The 22,032-nt window shown below is 62.4% G+C and carries 22 protein-coding genes; 13 read left to right on the top strand and 9 right to left on the bottom strand.

The window, feature by feature from the left end:
- Positions 1-367 precede the first annotated feature (367 nt).
- The 3 genes from LNV09_RS18555 to LNV09_RS18545 all read left to right on the top strand — a co-directional run bounded on the left by LNV09_RS18555 (position 368) and on the right by LNV09_RS18545 (position 3,156).
- On the top strand, positions 368-1,006 hold the full coding sequence (locus LNV09_RS18555; RefSeq protein WP_263558558.1) for a GNAT family N-acetyltransferase: 639 nt from the start codon (positions 368-370) through the stop codon (positions 1,004-1,006).
- A gap of 128 nt (positions 1,007-1,134) precedes the next feature.
- Positions 1,135-2,010: a DUF2726 domain-containing protein gene (locus LNV09_RS18550; protein WP_263558557.1), complete on the top strand. Its 876-nt coding sequence runs from the start codon at positions 1,135-1,137 to the stop codon at positions 2,008-2,010.
- Between the two features lie 75 nt (positions 2,011-2,085).
- Entirely contained in the window at positions 2,086-3,156 is a 1,071-nt protein-coding gene (locus tag LNV09_RS18545; protein ID WP_263558556.1) for a serine/threonine protein kinase, read from the top strand.
- A gap of 16 nt (positions 3,157-3,172) precedes the next feature.
- Here the strand turns inward: LNV09_RS18545 and htpG are convergent, their stop codons facing one another.
- The gene (gene htpG / locus LNV09_RS18540) at positions 3,173-5,056 is read right to left on the bottom strand and encodes a molecular chaperone HtpG (RefSeq protein WP_263558555.1); all 1,884 of its coding nucleotides are present in this window, start codon (positions 5,054-5,056) and stop codon (positions 3,173-3,175) included.
- Positions 5,057-5,216: 160 nt separating this feature from the next.
- Between htpG and LNV09_RS18535 the strand changes: the two genes are divergently transcribed.
- On the top strand, positions 5,217-5,888 hold the full coding sequence (locus tag LNV09_RS18535) for a trimeric intracellular cation channel family protein (RefSeq protein WP_263558554.1): 672 nt from the start codon (positions 5,217-5,219) through the stop codon (positions 5,886-5,888).
- A 4-nt stretch (positions 5,889-5,892) separates the two neighbouring features.
- Here the strand turns inward: LNV09_RS18535 and LNV09_RS18530 are convergent, their stop codons facing one another.
- The 4 genes from LNV09_RS18530 to LNV09_RS18515 form a co-directional block, all read right to left on the bottom strand.
- Positions 5,893-6,204 (bottom strand): hypothetical protein, encoded by a 312-nt coding sequence (locus tag LNV09_RS18530; RefSeq protein WP_263558553.1) that lies wholly within the window; start codon positions 6,202-6,204, stop codon positions 5,893-5,895.
- A gap of 46 nt (positions 6,205-6,250) precedes the next feature.
- Positions 6,251-7,378: a 3-deoxy-7-phosphoheptulonate synthase gene (locus LNV09_RS18525; protein WP_263558552.1), complete on the bottom strand. Its 1,128-nt coding sequence runs from the start codon at positions 7,376-7,378 to the stop codon at positions 6,251-6,253.
- A 227-nt stretch (positions 7,379-7,605) separates the two neighbouring features.
- Positions 7,606-9,069, bottom strand: coding sequence for a metalloprotease TldD (gene tldD / locus LNV09_RS18520; RefSeq protein ID WP_263558551.1), 1,464 nt, complete (start codon positions 9,067-9,069; stop codon positions 7,606-7,608).
- Between the two features lie 44 nt (positions 9,070-9,113).
- On the bottom strand, positions 9,114-9,986 hold the full coding sequence (locus tag LNV09_RS18515; RefSeq protein WP_263558550.1) for a LysR family transcriptional regulator: 873 nt from the start codon (positions 9,984-9,986) through the stop codon (positions 9,114-9,116).
- A gap of 117 nt (positions 9,987-10,103) precedes the next feature.
- Here LNV09_RS18515 and LNV09_RS18510 point away from each other — a divergent pair, with 117 nt between their 5' ends.
- Together LNV09_RS18510 and LNV09_RS18505 are read left to right on the top strand one after the other, a co-directional pair.
- Positions 10,104-11,081 carry an NAD-dependent epimerase/dehydratase family protein gene (locus tag LNV09_RS18510; protein ID WP_263558549.1) on the top strand — a complete coding sequence of 326 codons (978 nt, stop codon included), beginning with the start codon at positions 10,104-10,106 and terminating at the stop codon, positions 11,079-11,081.
- Positions 11,078-11,575 carry a DUF4188 domain-containing protein gene (locus LNV09_RS18505; protein ID WP_318023306.1) on the top strand — a complete coding sequence of 166 codons (498 nt, stop codon included), beginning with the start codon at positions 11,078-11,080 and terminating at the stop codon, positions 11,573-11,575. The genes LNV09_RS18510 and LNV09_RS18505 overlap by 4 nt, the downstream gene beginning before the upstream one ends.
- Positions 11,576-11,598: 23 nt before the next feature.
- On the opposite strand, the gene rsmI is transcribed toward LNV09_RS18505, so the two are convergent.
- Positions 11,599-12,495: a 16S rRNA (cytidine(1402)-2'-O)-methyltransferase gene (gene rsmI, locus LNV09_RS18500; protein WP_263558633.1), complete on the bottom strand. Its 897-nt coding sequence runs from the start codon at positions 12,493-12,495 to the stop codon at positions 11,599-11,601.
- 22 nt (positions 12,496-12,517) lie between these two features.
- On the opposite strand from rsmI, the gene LNV09_RS18495 reads away from it, so the two are divergent.
- From LNV09_RS18495 to LNV09_RS18485, 3 genes are read left to right on the top strand one after another with little or no spacing between them, the layout of a single operon-like run.
- Positions 12,518-12,898, top strand: coding sequence for a YraN family protein (locus LNV09_RS18495; protein ID WP_263558548.1), 381 nt, complete (start codon positions 12,518-12,520; stop codon positions 12,896-12,898).
- Between the two features lie 41 nt (positions 12,899-12,939).
- Positions 12,940-13,515, top strand: coding sequence for an SIS domain-containing protein (locus LNV09_RS18490; RefSeq protein WP_263558547.1), 576 nt, complete (start codon positions 12,940-12,942; stop codon positions 13,513-13,515).
- Positions 13,516-13,539: 24 nt separating this feature from the next.
- Positions 13,540-14,199 carry a BON domain-containing protein gene (locus tag LNV09_RS18485; protein WP_263558546.1) on the top strand — a complete coding sequence of 220 codons (660 nt, stop codon included), beginning with the start codon at positions 13,540-13,542 and terminating at the stop codon, positions 14,197-14,199.
- A gap of 14 nt (positions 14,200-14,213) precedes the next feature.
- Here the strand turns inward: LNV09_RS18485 and LNV09_RS18480 are convergent, their stop codons facing one another.
- The 3 genes from LNV09_RS18480 to LNV09_RS18470 form a co-directional block, all read right to left on the bottom strand.
- Positions 14,214-15,110 (bottom strand): NAD(P)-dependent oxidoreductase, encoded by an 897-nt coding sequence (locus tag LNV09_RS18480; RefSeq protein ID WP_263558545.1) that lies wholly within the window; start codon positions 15,108-15,110, stop codon positions 14,214-14,216.
- A gap of 18 nt (positions 15,111-15,128) precedes the next feature.
- The gene (locus LNV09_RS18475; RefSeq protein WP_263558544.1) at positions 15,129-16,265 is read right to left on the bottom strand and encodes a PilT/PilU family type 4a pilus ATPase; all 1,137 of its coding nucleotides are present in this window, start codon (positions 16,263-16,265) and stop codon (positions 15,129-15,131) included.
- 72 nt (positions 16,266-16,337) lie between these two features.
- Entirely contained in the window at positions 16,338-17,381 is a 1,044-nt protein-coding gene (locus LNV09_RS18470; RefSeq protein WP_263558543.1) for a type IV pilus twitching motility protein PilT, read from the bottom strand.
- Positions 17,382-17,410: 29 nt separating this feature from the next.
- Here LNV09_RS18470 and LNV09_RS18465 point away from each other — a divergent pair, with 29 nt between their 5' ends.
- The 4 genes from LNV09_RS18465 to LNV09_RS18450 all read left to right on the top strand — a co-directional run bounded on the left by LNV09_RS18465 (position 17,411) and on the right by LNV09_RS18450 (position 22,022).
- Positions 17,411-18,112 carry a YggS family pyridoxal phosphate-dependent enzyme gene (locus LNV09_RS18465; protein ID WP_263558542.1) on the top strand — a complete coding sequence of 234 codons (702 nt, stop codon included), beginning with the start codon at positions 17,411-17,413 and terminating at the stop codon, positions 18,110-18,112.
- 6 nt (positions 18,113-18,118) lie between these two features.
- Positions 18,119-18,811: a c-type cytochrome gene (locus LNV09_RS18460; RefSeq protein ID WP_263558541.1), complete on the top strand. Its 693-nt coding sequence runs from the start codon at positions 18,119-18,121 to the stop codon at positions 18,809-18,811.
- Positions 18,808-20,079 carry a c-type cytochrome gene (locus LNV09_RS18455; RefSeq protein WP_263558540.1) on the top strand — a complete coding sequence of 424 codons (1,272 nt, stop codon included), beginning with the start codon at positions 18,808-18,810 and terminating at the stop codon, positions 20,077-20,079. The genes LNV09_RS18460 and LNV09_RS18455 overlap by 4 nt, the downstream gene beginning before the upstream one ends.
- Positions 20,080-20,462: 383 nt before the next feature.
- Positions 20,463-22,022, top strand: coding sequence for a methyl-accepting chemotaxis protein (locus tag LNV09_RS18450; protein WP_263558539.1), 1,560 nt, complete (start codon positions 20,463-20,465; stop codon positions 22,020-22,022).
- Positions 22,023-22,032 lie beyond the last annotated feature (10 nt).

The following is a 22,032-nucleotide window of genomic DNA, read 5'->3' as shown; positions in this document are numbered from 1 at the left end:
TGTTGCTTATTGGAAGCAGTACGCTTTGCAGCGGCACAAAGCCACCCCAAAAATCCTGCTCTCGCAACCTCTCACGTAGCGCGCAAAAACTTCTTCCCCGCAGCCAAATACGGAAAAGCCGATCATTCTAGCAGGAAGTCCAAAGAAATAGCTAATCTTTACTGCCTAGCGACACAAACCCGCATCTGGCCTACATTTGGTCTGCTCTACGTTAAAATCAGGGTTATTACTTACAGCCTCGCCTGCCTCTCTTCCTTCGCCTCACATGAAGCCCACCGCCGACCCAAGGAACACAACGTCGCCCGGACTACTCAGTTCAAGCACCGGTGTGCTCGCAGCTTGGGGGCCAACAGCAGCATTGAAGCGTATGGCCAACTGGATTCCTATTCGCTCGCTGGCCCGTCGCCATCGCAAGCGGATCGCCTTGCACCTTTTGGCCCTAACCGAACGCGACCGCTATCTGCGCTTTGGCTATGCGGCAGCGGACGAGCAAATCAGCCGCTATGCGATGGCGATGGACTTTGATCGAGATGAAGTGTTCGGCATCTTCAACCGCAAACTCGACCTGATTGCGATGGCCCATCTGGCCTACTCTCCGCAACCGCAGCGCGCCGGCTTGCCTGCCATGGCCGAGTTTGGCGTATCGGTGTTGAGTCAGGCACGCGGCCGCGGCCTGGGCGCCAGGCTGTTTGAGCGCGCCGCCCTGCACGCCCGCAATCGCGGCATCGACACGCTCTTCATCCACGCACTGAGTGAAAACGGCGCTATGTTGAAGATTGCCCGCAATGCCGGCGCTACGGTGGAGCGTGACGGCTCCGAGTCAGAAGCTTGGCTGCGCCTCCCGCCCGATACCGTTTCGTCCCATGTTGGCGAAGCGATTGAGCGTCATATGGCCGAATTGGACTTCCAATTCAAGCGCCATGTGCGCGTCATCGGTCACATCATCGACGGTGTGGCCGAAGTGAAGTCCAAATTCAACGAGGCCGGCAAGGCCGCAAAGCTGTAGAGAGTTTCAGTTGGACCCCCACTCAAACCGGGGGTAGCTACCAAGCCTATTTGTCATACCAATGCGCTACATTGCCCGAATAAGCGCTGGACAAACAGTGCAAACTCAATAAATGGCGGACGAGGGCAATGCAAATCACCATTCCGTGGATAGTCGCTTCGGTCGTGGGCAGCAGCCTGCTTGCCTTTCTTGCGGCCTGGGTCTTGCGTCGCCCAAAGAACGCCGGCAACAAGCCCTTGCCCACTGAATGGGCCTTGACGGCCAGGCCGGTCTTCAGCGCCGACGAACGCCGCGTCTACCGCCTGCTCAAAGAAGCGCTGCCCCACCATGTGATTCTGGCCAAGCTGCCGATGGTCCGGTTTTGCCAGCCCACCGAAGCGAGCGAAGTACGCTATTGGTTCGAGTTACTGGGCGCCATCCACGTTACTTTTGCAATTTGCAGCCCGAACGGCCGCGTTCTGGCGGCCGTTGATCTGGACAGCGAGCGCGGCATTTCCGGCCGAGGCTTGCAGATCAAGCAATCGGTGCTGGGCGCCTGCCGGGTACGTTATCTGCGCTGCGCTATCGACAATTTACCCAGCGCCGCCGAACTGCAGCTCTTGGTACCCTTCAGCAACAGCAATTCACGCGGCCCCCAACCTGCCCCCGCACCCCACAGCACGGTCAATGCGCGCAGCGCCATCAATGGTTCGACACCACGCCGCAGCGGCGCGAGTACTCAATCGATTGGCGGCGTCAATGCAGCTGGCGCCAAAGGTCGCAACAGTCTTTGGCAAGACTCTGCCGTCTTTCATGACTCTTTCTTCGCGCCAGACAGCCGCTTCGACACCGCCGCAGGGCCTGACTTGCCCCGCATGGCGCGCAATAGCAGCGCAGGCGCACACAGCGTGACGCCGTTTGGCGAAGCCTTGGCCGGCGAGTCGCGTTATCCCGATGAGGCGCCAAATGACATCGTCGGACTGGTGGTAGATTCACCCCGCTATGGTGGCCGCTTGCCACGCTGAGCGTCGCACTGAAAATTTGCACTGATACTACGGCGTCAGGCCAACCGGTCTGGCGCCGTTTTCTTTTTCCCCTCAATGAACCCAGACTTAGATCGCAGCTTCGGCAACCTGACGCCCGAATTCATGCTGGACGCCCTCGACGCCGCCGGCCTTTACGGCGACGGCCGCATGCTGCAGCTGAACTCCTACGAGAACCGCGTGCTGCAGCTGCATCTGGAAGATGGGCGGATTGCAGTGGCGAAGTTCTACCGGCCCGGCCGCTGGACCGACGCGCAGATTCTCGAAGAACACCAATTCGCCTTGGCCTTGGCGGCGGCGGAAGTGCCGGTTGCCGCGCCATGGACACTTGCCGATATTAAGGGTCAGTTGAAACTGAGCGGTAGCCCGGCGACGCTGGCCCACTTTGGCGATCAGCGCTTCGCCGTCACGCCGCGCCAGGGTGGCCGTGCGCCAGAACTAGACGACCCCGAAGTGTTGACTTGGATAGGCCGCCTGCTCGCGCGCCTGCATCTGGTGGGCCGGCAGCGGCCGTTTGAACATCGCTTGAGCTGGGTTGGGGCTGAACCGGGTCAAATCGCCCGAGATTGGCTACTCGCCAACCAAACGCTGCCGGTTGAAGTCGCAAGTGTCTGGGAATCGGTCGTCAATGCTTGCTTGGCCCGCATTCAAACCGCGTTTGATGCAATTCCGGATTTGCAACTGCTGCGCCTGCATGGTGACTGCCATCCCGGCAACATCCTCTGGACGCCCGACCACGGCCCACATTTTGTCGACTTGGACGACGCCGTCACCGGCCCGGCCGTACAAGACTTATGGATGCTCTTGTCGGGCGACGCGCTGGCCACGCGACAGCAACTGGCCTGCGTGCTGGAGGGCTATGAAGCGGTCGCCAAGTTTGACCGCCGTGAGCTCAAGCTCATTGAGCCGCTGCGCACACTGCGCATGATTCATCACAGCGCCTGGCTGGCCAAGCGCTGGGGCGATCCAGCGTTTCCGCTGGCCTTCCCCTGGTTCGGCACGCCCAACTATTGGCATGACCAAGTTGCCAAGTTGAATGAACAACTGGAGGCGATGCGGCCGGCGGATGAAGTCGTGCTGGACAACTTCAGAGACGACGACATCGCCTTTGACGAGGGCTTCAAGTAGCCCCCGTCAAAAAACATCAGCCCAGCAGCATCGCGTTGACTCGGCGCACATAAGCGGCCGGGTCTTCCAGATGGCCGCCTTCGGCGAGCACGGCCTGATCGAAGATCACATTAGCGAGGTCGTCGAAATGGGCCTCACTGCTGCTCAGCTTCTTCACCAGCGCATGCTCCGCGTTGATTTCCAGCGTCGGCAGGCTGCTCGGAGCGGCCTGGCCGGCTTGCTTGAGCAGGCGCGCCAAGTGGCCACTCATATCGCCCTCTTCGACGACGATACAGGCGGGAGAGTCGACCAAGCGAGTCGACACGCGCACATCCTTGGCGCGGGCCTTGAGCGTCTCCTTCAGACGGTCCAGCAGCGGCTTGAAGGTCTCGGCATCGGCCTCAGCCTTCTTCTTTTCGTCCTCGTCCTGCAGCTTGCCCAGATCGATCGAGCCCTTGGCAACCGACTGCAAAGCCTTGCCTTCAAACTCATACAGATGCGAGAGCATCCACTCGTCGACTCGGTCCACCAGCAGCAGCACTTCGATGCCCTTTTTGCGGAAGATCTCCAGCTGCGGGCTGTTCTTGGCGGCACTTAGAGAGTCGGCCGTGATGTAGTAAATCGCTTCCTGATCGTCCTTGGCACGCTTCAGATAATCGACCAGCGACACGCCTTCGTCGGCATGGGTGGACGCAAAGCGCAGTAGCTTGGCCAGGCGTTCCTGGTTGGCGTGATCCTCGCCAATGCCTTCCTTCAAGACCGAGCCGAAGTCCTTCCAGAAGTCGGCATACTTGGCGCGCTCGGCCGCGTCCTCGCTGTCGGCCAGCGTTTCCAGCATCGACAAGACGCGCTTGGTCGAGCCTTCGCGGATCGCCTTCACGTCGCGGCTTTCTTGCAGCAACTCACGCGAGACGTTCAGCGGCAGGTCGGCCGAGTCGATCACGCCCTTCACAAAGCGCAGATAGACCGGCATCAGCGCCTCGGCATCGTCCATGATGAAGACGCGCTTCACATACAGCTTGACGCCACCGCGCTTGTCGCGGTTCCACAGGTCAAACGGCGCCTTCTTAGGGATGTAGAGCAGCTGCGTGTACTCGCTGCGGCCTTCAACGCGGTTGTGCGTGTGGGCCAGCGGCGCTTCGGTGTCGTAGCTGATTTGCTTGTAGAACTCGTCGTACTGCTCTTGCGTGACTTCGCTCTTCGAGCGCGACCATAGCGCCGAGGCTTTGTTGACCGGCTCCCACTCGTCCTTCAGGACTTGGGTGGACTTCTCCGGATCCCACTCTTCCTTGCGCATCAAGATGGGCAGGGAGATGTGATCGGAGTACTTGCTGATGACGGACTTGAGGCGCCAGGTCTTGAGGAATTCTTCCTCGCCTTCGCGCAGATGCAAGACCACGTCGGTGCCGCGGCCGGCCTTGGTGATGGTCTCGACTTCGTAGTCGCCGGTGCCTTCAGACGTCCAGCGCACCGCTGCATCGGCGGCCACGCCGGCACGGCGGGTTTCGACGGTGATACGGTCGGCAACGATAAAGCCCGAGTAGAAACCGACGCCGAACTGGCCAATCAGGTTGGCGTCCTTCTTCTGGTCGCCTTCGAGCTTGGCCATGAATTCGCGCGTGCCGCTCTTGGCGATGGTGCCCAGATGCGAGATCGCCTCTTCCTCGCTCATGCCAATGCCGTTGTCACTGATCGTGACGGTGCGGGCGGCTTCGTCAAAGCTGACACGCACTTCCAGATTCGGCGTGTCTTCGAACAAGGCGGCGTTGTCGAGCGCTTCGAAGCGCAGCTTGTCGCAGGCGTCCGACGCGTTGGAGACCAGCTCGCGCAGGAAAATCTCCTTGTTGGAGTAGAGCGAATGGGTGACCAGGTGCAGGATCTGCTTGACCTCGGCCTGGAAGGCATGGGTTTGCTTTGTCATGATTTGCGCTTCTTTCAAATGGCTGAAACAGGTGATGAGGGGCCGGCTTGCGCCGCCGCCGCCCAACTGAGCTTGCGCCCGTGCACCCGATGTGGGGTCGTCTCGGCCGGCTTCAAGCCCTTTTTGGTGCGTCGACGGCAGCGCTGCCAAAATGCCGGCCATGAATTCCTATTCCAATGAGTCCCTGACCCCCAAGGCGCGCATCGTCCTGTACTGGATGGACTTGGCCGGCGTTGCCGTGTTTGCCATCAGCGGGGCCTTGGCCGCGATGCAGGCCAGGCTCGATCTATTCGGCGTCTTGGTGCTGGCCGCGATCACCGCGATCGGCGGCGGCACGCTGCGTGACATGCTCTTGGGCCGTCATCCGATTTTCTGGATGCGTGACACCCGCTATATCAAGGTCATCGCCCTGACGGCCCTGCTGACCACGCTGGCCACCCAGCTGGCCAGCGGCTGGGGTCAAGTCTTGCAGACCGGCAATGGCGCACTCTTGATCGCTGACACCCTCGGCCTGGCCTTGTTCGCCCTGTGCGGCGCCGAAATTGCCGAGGAGGCCGGCAAGCCGCGCTTGGTGGTCGTATTGCTGGGCACCATCACCGCCAGCGGCGGCGGCGTGCTGCGCGACCTGATGACGGGCCAAGTGCCACTGCTGCTGCGCCGCGACATCTATGCAAGTGCGGCCATCGGGGGCATCAGCGCCTATCTCTTGCTGCGCGCTTTGGGTGTGCCGCGTCAACTGGCTTTTTTCACCGGCATGTTGATGGTGGTGGCGCTGCGACTGGCGGCGCTGCACTATGGCTGGCAGTTGCCGGCGCCGCAACTGAGCGCCTAAATACTCAATAGGACAACGTGCGCTTCGCCACATCGACCCGCAGCAGCGCCTTGCTCAAGGCACCGCTGGTGGCCCGCGCATAGTCCAGGGCCCAAGCGGGGTCCCCAAATGCTGCCGGGCCAGCGACAGAGGCAATGCCGAGGATCTTGTCGGCCAGCAAGACCTTGCCGGTGCCGCGCATCGGCACGCATTCATGCTGAACGAACTGCTCATCCAGCCATTGGCGCGCAGCCTCGAAACTCAAGACCTCCTCCGCGTCAACAGTCAGATCAAACTGCTGAATCGGGCTGAACACGACCTTCACTAGACTGCGCATCGCTGGCCTTTGGTGGGCTTGTGACGCGCCGATTCTGGCCCAAAAATCAGCCGCGCGCCGCTTTTACCGCATCGCTGAGCAATTCCAGGACCTTGAGCGAATCATCCCAGCCCAAGCAGGCATCGGTGATGCTCTTGCCGTACTCCAACGTCTTCGCGTCATCCTTGCCGGGGGTGAACTTCTGCGCGCCGTCGATCAAATGGCTTTCCACCATCACGCCGAAGATGCTCTTACCGCCCGCCTTGATCTGCGCCGCCACATCGGCCGCCACATCCACCTGTCGCAGATGCTGCTTGGAGCTATTGGCATGCGAGCAGTCGACCATCAACGTGGTGTCGAGCTTGGAAGCGGCCAGATCCTTGCAGGCTGCAGCCACGTTCTCGGCGTCGTAATTGGGCGCCCGTCCACCGCGCAGAATCACATGGCAGTCCTTATTGCCCTTGGTCTCGACGATCGCAACCTGACCGTTCTTGTGCACCGACAAAAAGTGGTGCGGGCGCGCAGCTGCCTGGATCGCATCGGTTGCGATCTTGATATTGCCGTCGGTGCCGTTCTTGAAGCCGATCGGTGCGGACAGGCCCGAGGCCAATTCGCGGTGCACCTGGCTTTCGGTCGTGCGCGCGCCGATCGCGCCCCAGGAAATCAGGTCGCCAATGTATTGCGGCGAAATCACATCGAGGAACTCGGAGCCGGCCGGCATGCCCAGTCGGTTGATCTCCAGCAACAACTGGCGAGCGATGCGCAGACCCTCGTCGATGCGGTAGCTCTCGTCCAGATAGGGGTCATTGATCAGGCCCTTCCAGCCCACCGTCGTGCGCGGCTTCTCGAAGTAGACGCGCATGACGATTTCCAAAGTGTCGGCATATTTCTCGCGCTGCACCTGCAGCTTGCGGGCGTACTCGATCGCAGCGGCCGGGTCGTGAATGGAGCAGGGGCCGATGATGACCAGCAAGCGGTCATCCTTGCGCTGCATGATCTTGCGAATCTTGGCGCGGGTGCCGGCAATCAGCGGTTCCATCGGCGTGCCGCGAATCGGGAAGAAGCGGATCAGGTGTTCCGGCGGCGGCAGCGGCGTGACGTCGACGATGCGCTGGTCATCGGTCTCGCTGGTTTTGTCCTGCGGCGAGTACCAACGTTCGGCGGCGGCCTCAGCTTTCACATTCTTGGCGTTCATATCGTGGGCGGTCTTTCTGATTCTGATTCGATGAGCAAAAAAAAACCGCCGGGGGTGAACCCGGCGGTTTTCAGAAATTTGATTTGCGTTTTTGGTTTACGCGTTCGCCTCTCTGCCGCCGGTGCGGTTTGAGAACCAAAAGAAAGAGTAAAACTTCTGGAAAGGCATGGCTTGAATGTAGCACGCGAATATTGCGGAACCGCCGCATTGCGGCGGCCGAACAACAATCAGGCCGTGCCGCCGACCGTCAGGCCGTCAATACGCAGCGTTGGCTGGCCGACGCCGACCGGCACGCTCTGCCCCTCTTTGCCGCAGACGCCGACGCCGGTGTCGAGTTGCATATCATTGCCAATCATCGTGACCCGCGTCAAAGCTTCGGGGCCGCTGCCGATGATGGTGGCACCCTTGACCGGGTACTGAATCTGGCCGTTTTCGACCCAGAAGGCTTCACTGGCCGAGAACACGAATTTGCCCGAGGTAATGTCGACCTGACCACCGCCGAAATTGGTCGCGTAGATGCCCTTCTTGATGCTGGCAATGATTTCCTTGGGGTCTTTGTCGCCGCCGAGCATATAGGTGTTGGTCATGCGCGGCATCGGCACATGGGCATAACTCTCACGTCGGCCGTTGCCGGTCGGCGCCACCTTCATCAGGCGCGCATTCATCGCGTCCTGGATATAACCCTTCAGGATGCCGTCTTCGATCAAGACATTGCGCTGCGAAGCGCAACCTTCATCGTCGACATTCAGTGAGCCGCGGCGATCCGCCAGCGTGCCGTCATCCAAGACCGTCACACCCTTGGCCGCCACGCGCTGGCCGATGCGGCCGGCAAACGCGCTCGAACCCTTGCGGTTGAAGTCGCCCTCCAAGCCGTGCCCGATCGCTTCGTGCAAGAGCACACCGGGCCAGCCGGGGCCAAGCACCACGGTCATCTCGCCGGCCGGGGCCGGGCGTGACTCGAGATTCGTCAGCGCTGCGTTGACGGCTTGATCGACATAGCTGGCGATCATCTCGTCGGTGAAATAGGCCAGGCCAAAACGCCCACCTCCCCCGCCCGAGCCGACCTCGCGCCGGCCATTGCTTTCGGCAATCACCGTCACGCTCAGGCGCACCAGCGGCCGCACATCGGCCGCCAAGGTGCCGTCGGCGCGTGCCACCAGGATCACCTCATGCTCGGCGGCCAGGCCGGCCATCACCTGCGCCACACGCGGGTCTTTGCCGCGCGCCATGCGCTCGGTGCGCTCCAGCAGCGCAACTTTTTCGGTGCTGTCGAGGCTGGCAATCGGGTCGGCCGGGCCGTACAGCGAGCGGCTCTTTGACACGGTCGGATTGGCGGGCACCTTGACGCGCCGACTCTGGCCCGCGGCGGCAATCGAGCGCACCGTCAAGGCCGCATCAATGATGGCGGCCTCGGAGATGTCGTCGGAATAGGCAAACGCGGTCTTTTCGCCGGCCACGGCACGCACGCCAACGCCCTGGTCGATGCTGAAGCTGCCGCTCTTGACGATGCCCTCTTCCAAGCTCCATCCCTCGGAGCGGGTGTGCTGAAAGTAGAGGTCGGCGTCGTCGACCCGGTGTTCGGTGATCAGCCGCAGCGCTTTGGCGAGCAAAGGTTCGCTGAGGCCGTAGGGCTCCAGCAATTGGCTACGGGCTGCTACCAGGCGGGCAAGGGTGGGTTCGCGCGAAATCATGGGTTCATTGTAGGAGGGACGGGTCCAGTTCGCTCGAAGGCAAATCACGGACTCGCAAGGGCCCAAGTCGCCAAGGCCTCGAACACCAAACGCAGCCGCGGCGTATCGCGCAGTTCGCGGTGAGCGGTCAACCACAGTGGCAGCGGCGGTATCGGCATTTCGGGCAGCACTTGTTGAAGATCTGGATCGAGCGCGGCCCCGCGCTGCAGCCCCACGGCGATACCGCAGCCGGCTCGCATCGCCTCCCAGATCGCCACGTGGCTGTCGCTGCGCAAACCGAAAAACTCGCGCGTCACCGGAAACCCTGCCGCCGCAAAGCCGCGCAGCAACTGGTCGGAGCGGTCATAGCCCAGCCATTGGTGCTGGCCCATGGTTGCCACCGTGGGCACGCCGTGGCGGGCCAAATAGCGCCGGTGCGCATAGAGCCCTAGCGGCCAGTCAGCCAGCTTGCGCGCCACCAACATGCCTTGCTCGGGTCGCACCATGCGCAGCGCAATGTCGGCGCTGCGCTCCAGCAAATTTTCGACCTCGTCGCTGGCGACCAACTCAAGCTGTATCTCCGGATGGTCGAGCCGCATCTGCGCCAAGAACTCAGGCAAAAAATAGCAGCAGACGATCTCGCTGGCTGTGATCCGCACCGTGCCGGCCAGGCTCTTTTCTCGTGCCGCCAGCGCCATGCTCAGCTCTTGCGCCCCCTCGCGCATGCGCCTTGCGGCCGGCAGCAGCGCTTGGCCAGCTGCGGTCAAGCTCAGGCCGCGCGGGTGGCGCTCGAACAAGCTTTGACCAAGTGCGGCCTCCAAGGCCGACAACTGCCGACTCAAGGTCGGCTGACTCTGACCCAGCAAGCCCACGGCACGACTCAAAGAGCCCGCTTCAGCCAGCCCTAAAAAGATCTGCACTTGTGACCAATCAAGCACTCACGGCCTCGTCATTCATTTTTGAATACCTGGCTTGCATGATAGCCACTTCCGAATTGACCTCAAGCGACTCAAACTTCAGCCCAAGCAATCGTGACAACAACAGCAGGACTCGCTATGCAAACCTCCGTTTTGATTCTTGGTGCGGCCGGCCGCCTGGGCCATTGTTTGACGCGCGCCTTCGCCGCAGCCGGCTGGCAGGTGATCGCGCAGGCCCGTAAGCCGCTGCCGGATGAATTGAGCCAACTCGCCAATGTACGCACGCTGAACTGCGACGCGCTTGACCGGGCCGCCCTGCTCAAAGGCGCACAAGGTGCCAGCGTCGTCATCAACGCCTTGAACCCGCCCTATACCGAATGGCATCAATTGCTGCTGCCGCTGGCCGACGCCGCCCAGGCAACGGCCAAGGCACTCGGCGCTTTGCTGATGTTGCCCGGCAATGTCTATAACTTCGGCAGCGATTTGCCCAGCCTGCTGACGACCCACACGCCCGAACGAGCCAACACCCCCAAAGCAGGCCTGCGCATAGCGATGGAGGCGCGCATGGCTGCCGAGCCGGGCTTGGACTCGGTGGTGCTGCGGGCCGGTGACTTCTTTGGTGGCCCGGGGACTGGCAGCTGGTTCGATCTGGCCCTGGCCTCAAAACTCAAGAGCGGCCGCTTCATCTATCCCGGCCCACTGGACCAGACCCATGCCTGGGCCTATCTGCCCGATCTGGCCGAATGCTTTGTGCGCGTCGCTGAAAAGCGCAGCACCTTGAGCGGCCATCACCGCCTGCATTTCGCCGGCCATTCGGTGGAGGGTCGAGTCATGCAGCAAACCCTGGAGCAAGCCTGGGGCCAGCCTTTGAAAACAGGCGGTTTGCCTTGGCTGGCGATTCGCCTCGGATCTCCATTCGTCGCCAGCTGGCGCGCGATCGCCGAGATGCGCTACTTGTGGCTACGTCCGCACCGTTTGGATGACACCGAGCTGCGCCTGCTGATCGGTGAGCCGCCTCAAACGCGGCTGGCCACTGCGCTGCGAGACAGTCTGGTCGCACTCGGCATGCCTGCCGCATGGGTGGCAGCAGGGGCAGCGGCAGGAGCAACAGCATGATGATCAATGCCGCCCGCCTTACAGCCAAACTGGACGGCGATTTCGTCGTCTTCATGATAGGCATGCGCATCAACAAGCCACTCAAGGTGCACAAATGGTGGCCGGTGGCGGCCGCCATGCCGCGCATGTTGAGCGAGCTCGAAAAGAACCCCGAGCTGGGCTTCTTGCATGGCGAAAGCTGGTTTTCTCGCACCCTGATCATGGTGCAGTATTGGCGCTCGATGGAGCATCTGCTGGCCTACGCCAAGAACCGTGAAGCCGCGCACTTGCCGGCCTGGACGGCCTTCAACAAGGCCATAGGCGACGACGGCTCGGTCGGCATCTGGCATGAAACCTATGCGGCCAGCCCAGGCAGCTACGAGAACATCTACGTCAATATGCCGGCCTTTGGCCTCGGCAAAGCCGGCAGCTTGCACTCGGCTTCGGGGGATATGAAATCGGCAGCGGCGCGTCTGGATCAGGCCCGCAAGAGCCAAGCAACGGCCCCTCAGTAACCCTGGCGGCGCGCCGAGCTCGCTTATTGCTCGCGTGCTCTTTTCTGCGCCAAAGCGAAGTCGTAAAGCCGGTTGCGCGAGCTGCCGCTGATTTCGGCCGCCAGCGCCACCGCCTGCTTCAAGGGCAGCTCAGCACTCAGCAGCGCCAGCACACGCAAAGCCTCGGCCGGCAACTCACCTTCAGACGCCGCCTCGGGCTTGACCGCGTGCAGCACCAAAACAAACTCGCCGCGCTCGCGCTGCGCATCCGCCGCCATCCAGGCCGGCAACTCGGCCGCCAAGGCCGTATGGACGGTTTCAAACTGCTTGGTCAGCTCGCGGCTGACAGTCACCTTCTGCGTCGGACAGACTTCGGCCAAAAGCTCGATCACCGCCTTGATGCGATGCGGCGCTTCAAACAAAACCTGGCTGCGCGGCCGACCGCACAGCGTCAGCAAAACCGTGCGGCGCTCGGCCGCCTTGGTCGGTAAAAAGCCAGCGAACTCGAAGCCCTGCGCCACCGTGTCGCCGGCCACGCTCAGCGCCGTCACCGTGCTGCTGGCACCCGGCAGCGGAAAGACCCGCAAGCCCGCTGCGGCCACCGCCGCCACCAGCACCGCACCCGGGTCGGAGATAGCGGGCGTGCCCGCGTCGCTGATGTAGGCGATGCGCTCGCCTTGTTTGAGCCGTTCCACCAGGCTCGCGCTGGCCTCATGCTCGTTGTGCTGGTGAAGTTTCAAGAGCGGCTTGTGCAGGCCGAGATGGCGCAGCAAGCCGGCGCTGACCCGGGTGTCCTCGCAAGCCACCGCGTCAACCAACCCCAGCACATGGGCGGCGCGGAAGGTGATGTCGGCCAGATTGCCGATCGGCGTGGCCACCACATACAGCGTGGACGCGGGATACTGCTGACTCCCCGCCGCGGCGGCGGCGGCCTGCATCATCAGCAGGGAGGCATCGGCAACTATGTTCAAAAGGGGCTCTCCCAAGATTCTCGGATCGGCGGCGGAAGACCTGGCACTGCGCTATTTGCAGCAGCGCGGTCTGCGCCTGGTGGAGCGCAATTATCGGGTCGCCGCCGGCCCGGGCGCGCGGGGCGGCGAAGTCGACCTGATTCTGCGTGAACGCGATAGCACGCTGGTGTTCGTCGAAGTGCGCGCCCGCGCCGGCCTGTCGCATGGCGGCGCGGCAGCCAGCGTCACGCCCGCCAAGCAGCGCAGGCTGATCTACGCCGCCCAACATTACCTCTTGAACATCGCCAGCCCGCCGCCCTGCCGCTTTGATGTGTTGGCGATCGACGGTGAAGCCATCGAGTGGATTCAGGCTGCGTTTGACCTCGTAGACTGAGCTTGGCTGACCGCGACCCCTGTCGCTTATGATCCGGCCCCATGCTAGAGCAACGCATCCAACAACAATTCTTCGAGAGCGCCGACCTGCTTTATCAGGCTGCTGAGACCTTGTCACGCCCGCTGGCCAGCGCCGCGCAAATGCTGCTCGACGGCATCACCGGCGGCGGCCGCGTGCTGTGTTGCGGCCTGGGGCTTTCGGCACTTGACGCCAGCTATATGGCCGCTCTGCTGGTCGGCCGCTTCGAGCAGGACAGGCCGGGCCTAGCCGCCTGGAGCCTGGACACCCAAGCCCATGGCAGCAGCTCGGAGCTGGCAGCCCTGACGCGTCAGATCCAGGCCCACGGGCACCCGGGCGATCTTCTGCTGATCTTCGACTCGCGCCAAACGGGCTTGAGCCAATGGGCCGAGGTTCTTGGGGCCGCGCATGAGCAAGACATGAGCGTGATCGCCATCACCGGCAGCGCCGTCGATGAGCTGCAAGGCTTGCTGCGCGACACCGATGTCCAAATTCGCGTCCATCACTCCCGCAGCGCCCGCGTCGCCGAGGCGCAGCGCTTGCTCGCCCACTGCTTGTGCGATGCGGTCGATGTTCAATTGCTGGGTGACGGCGTATAAGCCGGCCCTTTTTCCAGGAAAACCATGACTATTCGAGCTGTTTCATCACTCCACAAGCTTTCGCGCCTCCCGGTGCTCTTGCTCGCCTTGGCAGGCGCCGTCGTCAGCAGCGCCTGCGTGCCGCTGGCCGTGGGCGGCGCCATGGTCGGCGGCAGCTTGATGGCGACCGACCGGCGGACCTCGGGCGCCCAAGTGGAAGACGAGGGCATCGAATACAAGGCCGGCGCTCGCATCCGCGAACAACTTGGCGACCGAGTGCATGTCAACGTCAACAGCTATAACCGCATGGTCTTGATTACCGGTGAGACGAAAACCGAAGCCGACCGCGCCAAGCTGGAGCAAATCGTCGCCGGCGTTGAAAACGTAAGCCAAGTGCTGAACGAGACCGCCGTGACCTTCCTGAGCTCCTACACCAGCCGCTCCAACGATGTGCTGATTGCCACCAAGGTCAAGGCCAGCCTGGTCGATGCGCCCGACTTGATCTCAAACGCCTTCTACGTCGTGGTCGAACGCGGTGAGGTCTTCATCATGGGCCGGGTCACCGAGCGCGAGGCTGCTCGTGCGGTCAGTATTGCGCGCGGCGTCAGCGGCGTGACAAAAGTGGTGCGCGCCGTCGAGATCATCAGCGAAGAAGAGTTGGCGCGGATGCTGCCCAAGCCTGCTAAGGCCGAGGCAGCAAAGTAAAACTCAAGTCAAGCTCAAGTCAAACGTTTGATCAGGCTGGAGGTATCCAGCCTGCCGCCACCCGCCGCTTGCACATCGGCATAGAACTGATCAACCAGGGCGGTCGCCGGCAGCCTTGCGCCGTTGCGGCGCGCCTCATCCAGCACCAGGCCCAGGTCTTTGCGCATCCAGTCGACGGCAAAGCCGAAGTCGAACTTGCCGTCCACCATGGTCTTGCCGCGGTTATCCATCTGCCAGCTTTGCGCCGCGCCCTTGCCGATCACGTCCAGCACCTGCTTCATGTCCAGGCCCGCCTTGCCGCCAAAGGCAATGGCCTCGGCCAAGCCTTGCACGAGTCCGGCGATACAGATCTGATTGACCATCTTGGCCAACTGCCCGGCGCCCGATTCGCCGACCCGCGTGACCGCTTTGGAATAGGCCATCGTGACCGGCTGCATGGCCTCGAATGGGCCTAAGTCGCCGCCGCACATCACCGTCAGCGCGCCGTTGACGGCACCCGCCTGGCCGCCCGACACCGGCGCGTCGACAAAATGCAGGCCACGCTTCGAGGCTTCACCGTGCAACTCGCGCGCCACTTCCGCCGAGGCGGTGGTGTGATCGACAAGAATTGCGCCGGGCTTGTTCATGCCGGCAAAAGCGCCCTTGCTGCTCAGCACCACCCAGCGCAGATCATCATCATTGCCGACACAGGCGAACACGATGTCCGCGTCCGCCGCGGCCTCGGCCGGCGTGGCGGCCAAGCTGCCGCCATATTCAGCCACCCAGGCCTGCGCCTTGGCCGCCGTGCGGTTGTAGACCGTCACTGCATGGCCGGCGCGCTGCAAATGGCCGGCCATCGGGTAGCCCATGACGCCCAGGCCTAGAAATGCCAACTTCTTTGGCGCAACGTTGTCGTAAGTTCTTGTGCTCATAAATAAACAATTAGCCCGCTAAACAATCGTGAAATGCTCGGTCCCTGCGGACATATCCTCGGCGCGCGCGCGCTCGCTATTGAGCTTGATCTGCAGGCGCAAGTCATTGACCGAGTCGGCATTGCGCAGCGCGTCTTCATAGGTGACCTTGCCGGTCTCATAGAGATCAAACAGGGCCTGATCAAAAGTCTGCATGCCTTGCTCGCGTGAGCGCTTCATGATCTCCTTGATCTCGCCGATCTCACCCTTGAAGATCAAGTCCGAGATCAGCGGCGAATTGAGCATGATCTCGACCGCCGCGACTCGGCCCTTGCCTTCGCGGCGCGGCAGCAGGCGCTGCGAGACCAAGGCGCGCAAGTTCAGCGACAAATCCATCAGCAGTTGCGCGCGGCGCTCCTCGGGGAAGAAGTTGATGATGCGGTCAAGCGCCTGGTTGGCGCTGTTGGCATGCAGCGTGGCCATGCAGAGATGACCAGTCTCGGCGAAGGCGACCGCGTGCTCCATGGTCTCGCGGTCGCGCACCTCGCCCATCAGGATCACATCGGGCGCTTGCCGCAGCGTGTTTTTCAGCGCCTGCTCCCAGCTGTCGGTATCGATGCCAACCTCGCGCTGGGTGATGATGCAGTTCTTGTGCGGGTGAACGAACTCGATCGGGTCTTCGATCGTGATGATGTGGCCGAAGGTCGTCTGATTGCGCTCATCGACCATGGCCGCCAGCGAAGTGCTCTTGCCCGAACCAGTGGCCCCGACCACGATCACCAGACCACGCTTTTCCTGCACAACTTTGCGCAATATGGGGGGCAGGTCAAGCGAAGTGATGGTCGGCACATCGGCCGGAATCGTGCGCAACACCAGGCCGACTGAGCCCTGCTGAAGAAAAGCGTTAGCCCGGAAGCGCCCCACGCCTTGTGGCGAAATGGCGAAATTGCATTCCTTGCTGCGCTCGAAATCGGCCGCCTGCTTGTCGTTCATGATGGCGCGCGCCAGCTGCAGCGTGTGCTGGCCGGTCAGCGGCTGGGGCGAGACCTTGGTGACCTTGCCGTCGACCTTGATGGCGGGCGGAAATTCGGCCGTCAGGAACAGATCCGAGCCCTTGCGCGAAATCATCAGGCGCAGGAGATCATTGATGAATTTGGTGGCTTGATCGCGTTCCATGATTTTTGCGGTTCCCTGAGCGTCAACTGACCCGCAGCAATATAGCGGGGCCACCAAAAAGAGATCGAATGATTAGCCCGGAAAGTTCTCTGGGAACTTGGCTTTCGCGCGGGCTTCGGACGGCGCAATGATGTTGCGCCGCACCAGATCGGTCAAGTTCTGATCCAAGGTCTGCATGCCCTGGCTGTTGCCGGTCTGGATGGACGAATACATCTGCGCTACTTTGTTCTCGCGGATCAGATTGCGGATCGCCGAGGTGCCCAGCATGATCTCGTGCGCGGCCACCCGACCCGATCCGTCTTTCAACTTGCACAGGCTTTGCGAGATCACGCCGACCAGCGACTCCGACACCATCGCCCGCACCATTTCTTTTTCGGCCGCCGGGAAGACGTCAACGATACGGTCCACCGTCTTAGCGGCGGAGCTGGTGTGCAGGGTGCCGAAGACCAAATGGCCAGTCTCAGCCGCGGTCAGCGCCAGGCGGATGGTTTCCAAATCACGCATTTCACCGACCAGCACCGCGTCCGGGTCTTCCCGCAGCGCCGACTTCAGCGCGTTGGCAAAGCTCATCGTGTGTGGCCCGACCTCGCGCTGGTTGATCAGGCTCTTTTTTGATTCATGCACGAATTCGATCGGGTCCTCGATGGTGAGGATGTGGCCGTATTCGTTTTCGTTCAGGTGGTTGACCATGCCGGCCAAGGTGGTCGATTTACCCGAGCCGGTTGGCCCGGTCACCAGCACCAGGCCGCGTGGGCGCAGTGCCAGCTCGGCAAAAATCTTCGGCGCATTGAGCTGCTCAAGCGACAAGATCTTGCTTGGAATGGTTCGGAACACCGCACCGGCACCCCGGTTGTGGTTAAAGGCATTGACGCGAAAGCGCGCCAGGCCCTGAATCTCGAAGGAGAAGTCAACCTCAAGCGACTCTTCGTAGATCTTGCGCTGCGAGTCATTCATGATGTCGTAGACCATATCGTGCACATCTTTGTGCTCGAGCGCCTCGACATTGATACGCCGCACATCACCGTTGACCCGGATCATTGGCGGCAGGCCGGCCGAGAGATGCAGGTCGGAGGCCTTGTTCTTGACCGAGAATGCCAATAGTTGAGTGATGTCCATAGATGTGGGCAGATGAGCTGAGGGCCATTATGGCGACGATCGCAGAGAACATACAAGAACAGCACGAACGCATCGCCAAGGCCTGCGCCCAGGCCGGGCGCAGCGTGCAAAGCGTCACGCTGCTGGTGGTCAGCAAGACTTTTCCGGCCAGCGCCGTGCAAGCGGCATTTGAAGCCGGCGAGCGGCGCTTTGGCGAGAACTATGTGCAAGAGGGACTGGACAAGATCGCAGAGCTGAGCGCGCTGCGCCCTCAGCTGGAATGGCACTTGATCGGCCCGCTGCAGAGCAACAAGACCCGCCCGGTGGCCGAGAACTTCGACTGGGTGCACAGCGTCGACCGGCTCAAGACCGCCGAACGCCTGGCCGAGCAACGCCCCAGCCATTTACCGCCGCTGGATATCTGCCTGCAGGTCAATATCAGCGCTGAGGCCAGCAAGAGCGGCCTGCTGCCGGGCGAAGTCGCGTCGCTGGCGCAGGCAGTTCAGGCCCTGCCGCGTTTGCGTCTGCGCGGCCTGATGGCCATCCCTGAGCCTGCCGCTGACTTCGAAACTCAGCGGCAGCCGCACCGCGCTTTGGCCGCCCTGCTGGCCGCGTTGAATCGAGACTTGGGGCTGGCCATGGACACCTTGTCGATAGGCATGAGCGCCGACCTGGAAGCGGCGATAGCCGAAGGCGCCACGCTGGTGCGGGTCGGCTCGGCCATCTTTGGTGCACGCCAATCCACCACTTAATTGCGCATGACAGCTAAATTTATTGTGACTTTGGCGGCCTTGTTGCTGGCGCCGCTGGTCCAGGCCGAGCCGGCCAAGTTCGAGGACTCGATCGCCCAGCGCGCGCAGGCCTGCACGCAGTGCCATGGCCGCGAAGGTCGCGCCGCCGCCGACGGCTATTACCCGCGTCTGGCCGGCAAGCCACAAGGCTATTTGTACAAGCAATTGCTGAATTTTCGTGACGGCCGGCGCCACTATGGCTTGATGAGCGACTTGATCGACCCCTTGAGTGACGCCTATCTGTTCGAGTTGGCCGGCTACTTTGCTAGTTTGAGCCTGCCCTACCCGCCGGCGCAAAAGCCTGCGCTTGAGGCCGCAGCCTTGGCCCGGGGCAAGCAGCTGATCTTCTCTGGCGACCCGGCCCGCAAGTTGCCGGCCTGCGTGCAATGCCATGGCCAGGCGCTCACGGGCGTGCAGCCCTTCATCCCCGGCTTGCTGGGCCTGCCGCGCGACTATCTGAATGGTCAGTTAGGGGCTTGGCGCAGCGGCCAGCGCCACGCGGTGGCGCCCGACTGCATGGCTGATATCGCCAAGCAGCTGCGACCCGAAGAAATCAATGCGATCTCGCATTGGTTGGCGGGGCAAGACCTGCCCCCGCTGGCCAAGCCGGCGAGCAGCCTGCCCGCCTCCTTGCCGCTCGAATGCGGTGGTCTGCAATGAAGGCCCGCCTGATTGCCGCGGCCCTGCTCGCTGCGCTGGCACTCTCGGCAGCGACGGTATACAGGCTCAATCATCTGGACGAGGCGCCGCCGAATCAAGCCCAAGTTGCCAGCACGCCGGCCCTGATTGAGCGCGGCGCCTATCTCGCCCGCGCCGGCAACTGCATGGGCTGTCACACCCAGCGCGGCGGCACGCCCTATGCCGGCGGGCGCGCGCTGCCGACGCCGTTTGGCGATGTCTTCGCGCCCAACTTGACGCCCGACCCGGCGACCGGCCTGGGTCTATGGTCAAGCGCCGACTTTTGGACTGCCTTGCACAACGGCCGCAGCAAGGACGGCCGCCTGCTGACGCCGGCCTTCCCCTATACCAACTACGCCTTGATCACGCGCGACGATGCCGACGCCCTGTTCGCTTATTTGCAAAGCCTGCCCGCCGTTGTTCAGGCGAATCGCGCTCATGAGCTGCGCTTCCCCTACAACACCCAGCCCGCCTTGGCGGTATGGCGCGCGCTCTATTTCCGCCCGGCCGTCTTTCAAGCAGACGCCAGCCGCAGCGCCGAGTGGAATCGGGGCGCCTACCTGAGCCAAGGCCTGGGACACTGCAACGCCTGCCACGGCGCGCGCAACAGCCTGGGCGCCACGCAGGGCGCGGCAGATTTCTCCGGCGGCATGCTGGCCGCGCTGGCTTGGTACGCGCCCTCGCTGCACGACCCGGCCGAGGCCGGCGTGGCCGACTGGTCGGTCCAAGCCTTGCGCCAATGGCTGAAGACAGGCAGCAACGCCAAGGGCAGCGCACTGGGGCCAATGAGCGAAGTGATACTCGGCAGCACGCAGCACCTGAGTGACGCGGATTTATCAGCGATGGCGGTCTATCTGCAAAGCCTGCCTCAGCAGGCCGTGCCAACTGCCGCCCCCAAACGGCCCGAGATGGCGCTGCGTGAACTCGGGCAAAGCTTGTACGCCGACCATTGCGCCCGCTGCCATGGCGAGCAGGGCGAAGGCATCAAAGAGGCCTACCCCGCCCTGGCCGGCAACCGCACGGTACAAATGCAAAACCCGGCCAACCTCTTGCGCATCATTCAACGCGGCGGTTTTTCCCCCGCTACCGCCGGCAATCCACGCCCTTACGGCATGCCGCCCTTTGCCGGCATCCTGAGCGACAACGATCAAGCGGCCTTGGCCAGCTTTGTGCGCAATGCCTGGGGCAACCAGGCCGCCGATGTGCGCCCGCTCGACGTCTTGCAGTTGAAGACCCAACGCGTCGACTGAAGCCGAGCTGCGCGCGGCCAATCCCGACCCACCATCCGCGCCCACCGCAAGCCCCCATTCGGGGGTTTTCCCCTTTCCAAGCGGGTACTTTGTCACGCTCTGGGTCGGCAGGTTTTGACACATAACTGTCAAAGCCGCCGACACTAGCTTTGCCGCGATTTTTGGCGCCGACAGCTTCAAGCCAGACTTGAGCTGATCGGCCTGAGATGCGGCAAATATCACGGACGGTGCAAGTGGCGCTCAAGATGTCCTTAAGTCTTGATCCGGCCCGTCCGAAACCGCAACAGGCGCCGAATAGCTGTTTGATGGCGTCTATCCCATCAAGCGCTTGCTCAGACCGACAAGCACCAAAAAGAAACAATCGTTGACGAGGGTCCCGATAAATGAATCTACTGACAAAACTACGCATCAGCCAACGCCTGGCGGTCAGCTATGGCTTGCTGATTTTGCTGCTGGTGGCGATCGGCAGCTATGGCGCCAGCACGGCCAGCCGCTTGGCCAAGGACTTGGATCACACAGCCAACACCAGCTTGGTCAAGATCGCTTCCGCCAACGGGCTGGAGAGTCAGGTCAATGTGATCGCACGCGCATCCCGCGACTTGCTGCTGCTAGATGAAGCACGCCAGATCAAGAAACAAAAGGCCGCCATTGAAGGCGCACTGCAGGAAAGTGAAAAGCAGCTCAGCGCGCTGGAATCCACGCTCGACGGCGGCAAAGAAAAAGAGCTGATTGCCCAGGTGCGGGCCGATCAGGCGAAATTCTTCAACGCCGTGGCCAAGTTCCAGAAAATCCAGAAAGACGGCAGCCCGGACGAGGCGCGCGAGAGCCTGATCACCGATGTGCGCCCGGCGCAGCAAGGCTATCAAGACGGCCTCAAAGGCCTGGTCGATCTGCAGTTCGACACCGCGCGTGACCTGGCCGTTAACGGCGGCGAACTGGCGCGCTCTTCGGTGCTGTTGACCGCCGTGCTTGTGGCGGTCGCAGCGGTGATCGGCATTGGCGGCGGCTTGGTGATTGCCCGCTCCATCGTGCTGCCGGCGCAACAAGCTCAAGCTGCGGCCGAGGCCATTGCTGGCGGCGACCTGACCCAAGTGATTGAGGCGCATGGCCAGGACGAACTCTCGCAGATGCTCAGAGCGATGCAAGAAATGCAGCGCGCCTTGTCGGGCGTGGTCAGCAGCGTCAGCGAGGCCGCCGGTGAAGTGGTGCAGAACAGCTCCGACATCGCCGACAGCAATGTCAACCTGTCCGACCGCACTGCCCGCTCGGCGGCCAATCTGCAAAACACCGCCGCATCGGTGGAACAAATTGCCGCCAACTTGAACGGTGCCAGCGACCTGACCCGCCGTGCCGCCGGCATCGCCACCAAGGCGCGCCAATCGGCCACGGCCGGTGGCGCCGTGGTCTCCAAGGTGGTAGCGACGATGGAAGACATCAGCGCCAGCTCGAAGAAGATCGGCGACATCATCGGCGTCATCGACGGCATCGCCTTCCAGACCAATATCCTGGCGCTGAATGCCGCGGTGGAAGCGGCACGCGCCGGCGAACATGGCCGCGGCTTTGCGGTGGTGGCATCCGAAGTGCGCGCCCTGGCTTCGCGCTCGGCGGCGGCGGCCAAAGAAATCAAGGTCTTGATCCAGGAGTCCTCGGTCAAAGTCGAGAACGGCACCGAACTGGTCAATAACGCCGGCATCACCATCCGCAGCGTTGTTGATGAAGTCAACAATATGGGCCAGCTGATCGAGGAAATCTCGCACTCGGCCCATGAACAAGCGGCCGGGGTTGGCGTGGTCAATAACGCGATGAACGAGCTGGACCGTGCCACCCAACAAAACACCACGCTGGTGGACGACCTGGGTCGCTCCACCGACGCCTTGAAGAACAGTTCCTCACGCCTGCTGGACGCCGTCGGCTTCTTCCGCGCGGCCGACGCGCTGGCCTGAGGCATAGGCA

The organism is Paucibacter sp. B2R-40, assembly GCF_025717555.1.
Taxonomy (GTDB): domain Bacteria; phylum Pseudomonadota; class Gammaproteobacteria; order Burkholderiales; family Burkholderiaceae_C; genus Paucibacter_A.
Note: the sequence above shows the minus strand (reverse complement) of the source record. Positions and strands in the feature narration are given on the sequence as shown.

What these genes read in the sequence shown, in the direction of transcription:
- LNV09_RS18470 (WP_263558543.1), bottom strand. Translation starts at nt 17,381, where the DNA reads ATGGACATCACTCAACTATTGGCATTCTCGGTCAAGAACAAGGCCTCC.
- LNV09_RS18480 (WP_263558545.1), bottom strand. Translation starts at nt 15,110, where the DNA reads ATGAGCACAAGAACTTACGACAACGTTGCGCCAAAGAAGTTGGCATTT.
- LNV09_RS18525 (WP_263558552.1), bottom strand. Translation starts at nt 7,378, where the DNA reads ATGAACGCCAAGAATGTGAAAGCTGAGGCCGCCGCCGAACGTTGGTAC.
- LNV09_RS18475 (WP_263558544.1), bottom strand. Translation starts at nt 16,265, where the DNA reads ATGGAACGCGATCAAGCCACCAAATTCATCAATGATCTCCTGCGCCTG.
- LNV09_RS18495 (WP_263558548.1), top strand. Translation starts at nt 12,518, where the DNA reads ATGTTCAAAAGGGGCTCTCCCAAGATTCTCGGATCGGCGGCGGAAGAC.
- LNV09_RS18510 (WP_263558549.1), top strand. Translation starts at nt 10,104, where the DNA reads ATGCAAACCTCCGTTTTGATTCTTGGTGCGGCCGGCCGCCTGGGCCAT.
- htpG (WP_263558555.1), bottom strand. Translation starts at nt 5,056, where the DNA reads ATGACAAAGCAAACCCATGCCTTCCAGGCCGAGGTCAAGCAGATCCTG.
- LNV09_RS18450 (WP_263558539.1), top strand. Translation starts at nt 20,463, where the DNA reads ATGAATCTACTGACAAAACTACGCATCAGCCAACGCCTGGCGGTCAGC.
- LNV09_RS18545 (WP_263558556.1), top strand. Translation starts at nt 2,086, where the DNA reads ATGAACCCAGACTTAGATCGCAGCTTCGGCAACCTGACGCCCGAATTC.
- LNV09_RS18465 (WP_263558542.1), top strand. Translation starts at nt 17,411, where the DNA reads ATGGCGACGATCGCAGAGAACATACAAGAACAGCACGAACGCATCGCC.
- LNV09_RS18535 (WP_263558554.1), top strand. Translation starts at nt 5,217, where the DNA reads ATGAATTCCTATTCCAATGAGTCCCTGACCCCCAAGGCGCGCATCGTC.
- LNV09_RS18555 (WP_263558558.1), top strand. Translation starts at nt 368, where the DNA reads ATGGCCAACTGGATTCCTATTCGCTCGCTGGCCCGTCGCCATCGCAAG.
- rsmI (WP_263558633.1), bottom strand. Translation starts at nt 12,495, where the DNA reads ATGATGCAGGCCGCCGCCGCCGCGGCGGGGAGTCAGCAGTATCCCGCG.
- LNV09_RS18460 (WP_263558541.1), top strand. Translation starts at nt 18,119, where the DNA reads ATGACAGCTAAATTTATTGTGACTTTGGCGGCCTTGTTGCTGGCGCCG.
- tldD (WP_263558551.1), bottom strand. Translation starts at nt 9,069, where the DNA reads ATGATTTCGCGCGAACCCACCCTTGCCCGCCTGGTAGCAGCCCGTAGC.
- LNV09_RS18485 (WP_263558546.1), top strand. Translation starts at nt 13,540, where the DNA reads ATGACTATTCGAGCTGTTTCATCACTCCACAAGCTTTCGCGCCTCCCG.
- LNV09_RS18550 (WP_263558557.1), top strand. Translation starts at nt 1,135, where the DNA reads ATGCAAATCACCATTCCGTGGATAGTCGCTTCGGTCGTGGGCAGCAGC.
- LNV09_RS18530 (WP_263558553.1), bottom strand. Translation starts at nt 6,204, where the DNA reads ATGCGCAGTCTAGTGAAGGTCGTGTTCAGCCCGATTCAGCAGTTTGAT.
- LNV09_RS18490 (WP_263558547.1), top strand. Translation starts at nt 12,940, where the DNA reads ATGCTAGAGCAACGCATCCAACAACAATTCTTCGAGAGCGCCGACCTG.
- LNV09_RS18505 (WP_318023306.1), top strand. Translation starts at nt 11,078, where the DNA reads ATGATGATCAATGCCGCCCGCCTTACAGCCAAACTGGACGGCGATTTC.
- LNV09_RS18455 (WP_263558540.1), top strand. Translation starts at nt 18,808, where the DNA reads ATGAAGGCCCGCCTGATTGCCGCGGCCCTGCTCGCTGCGCTGGCACTC.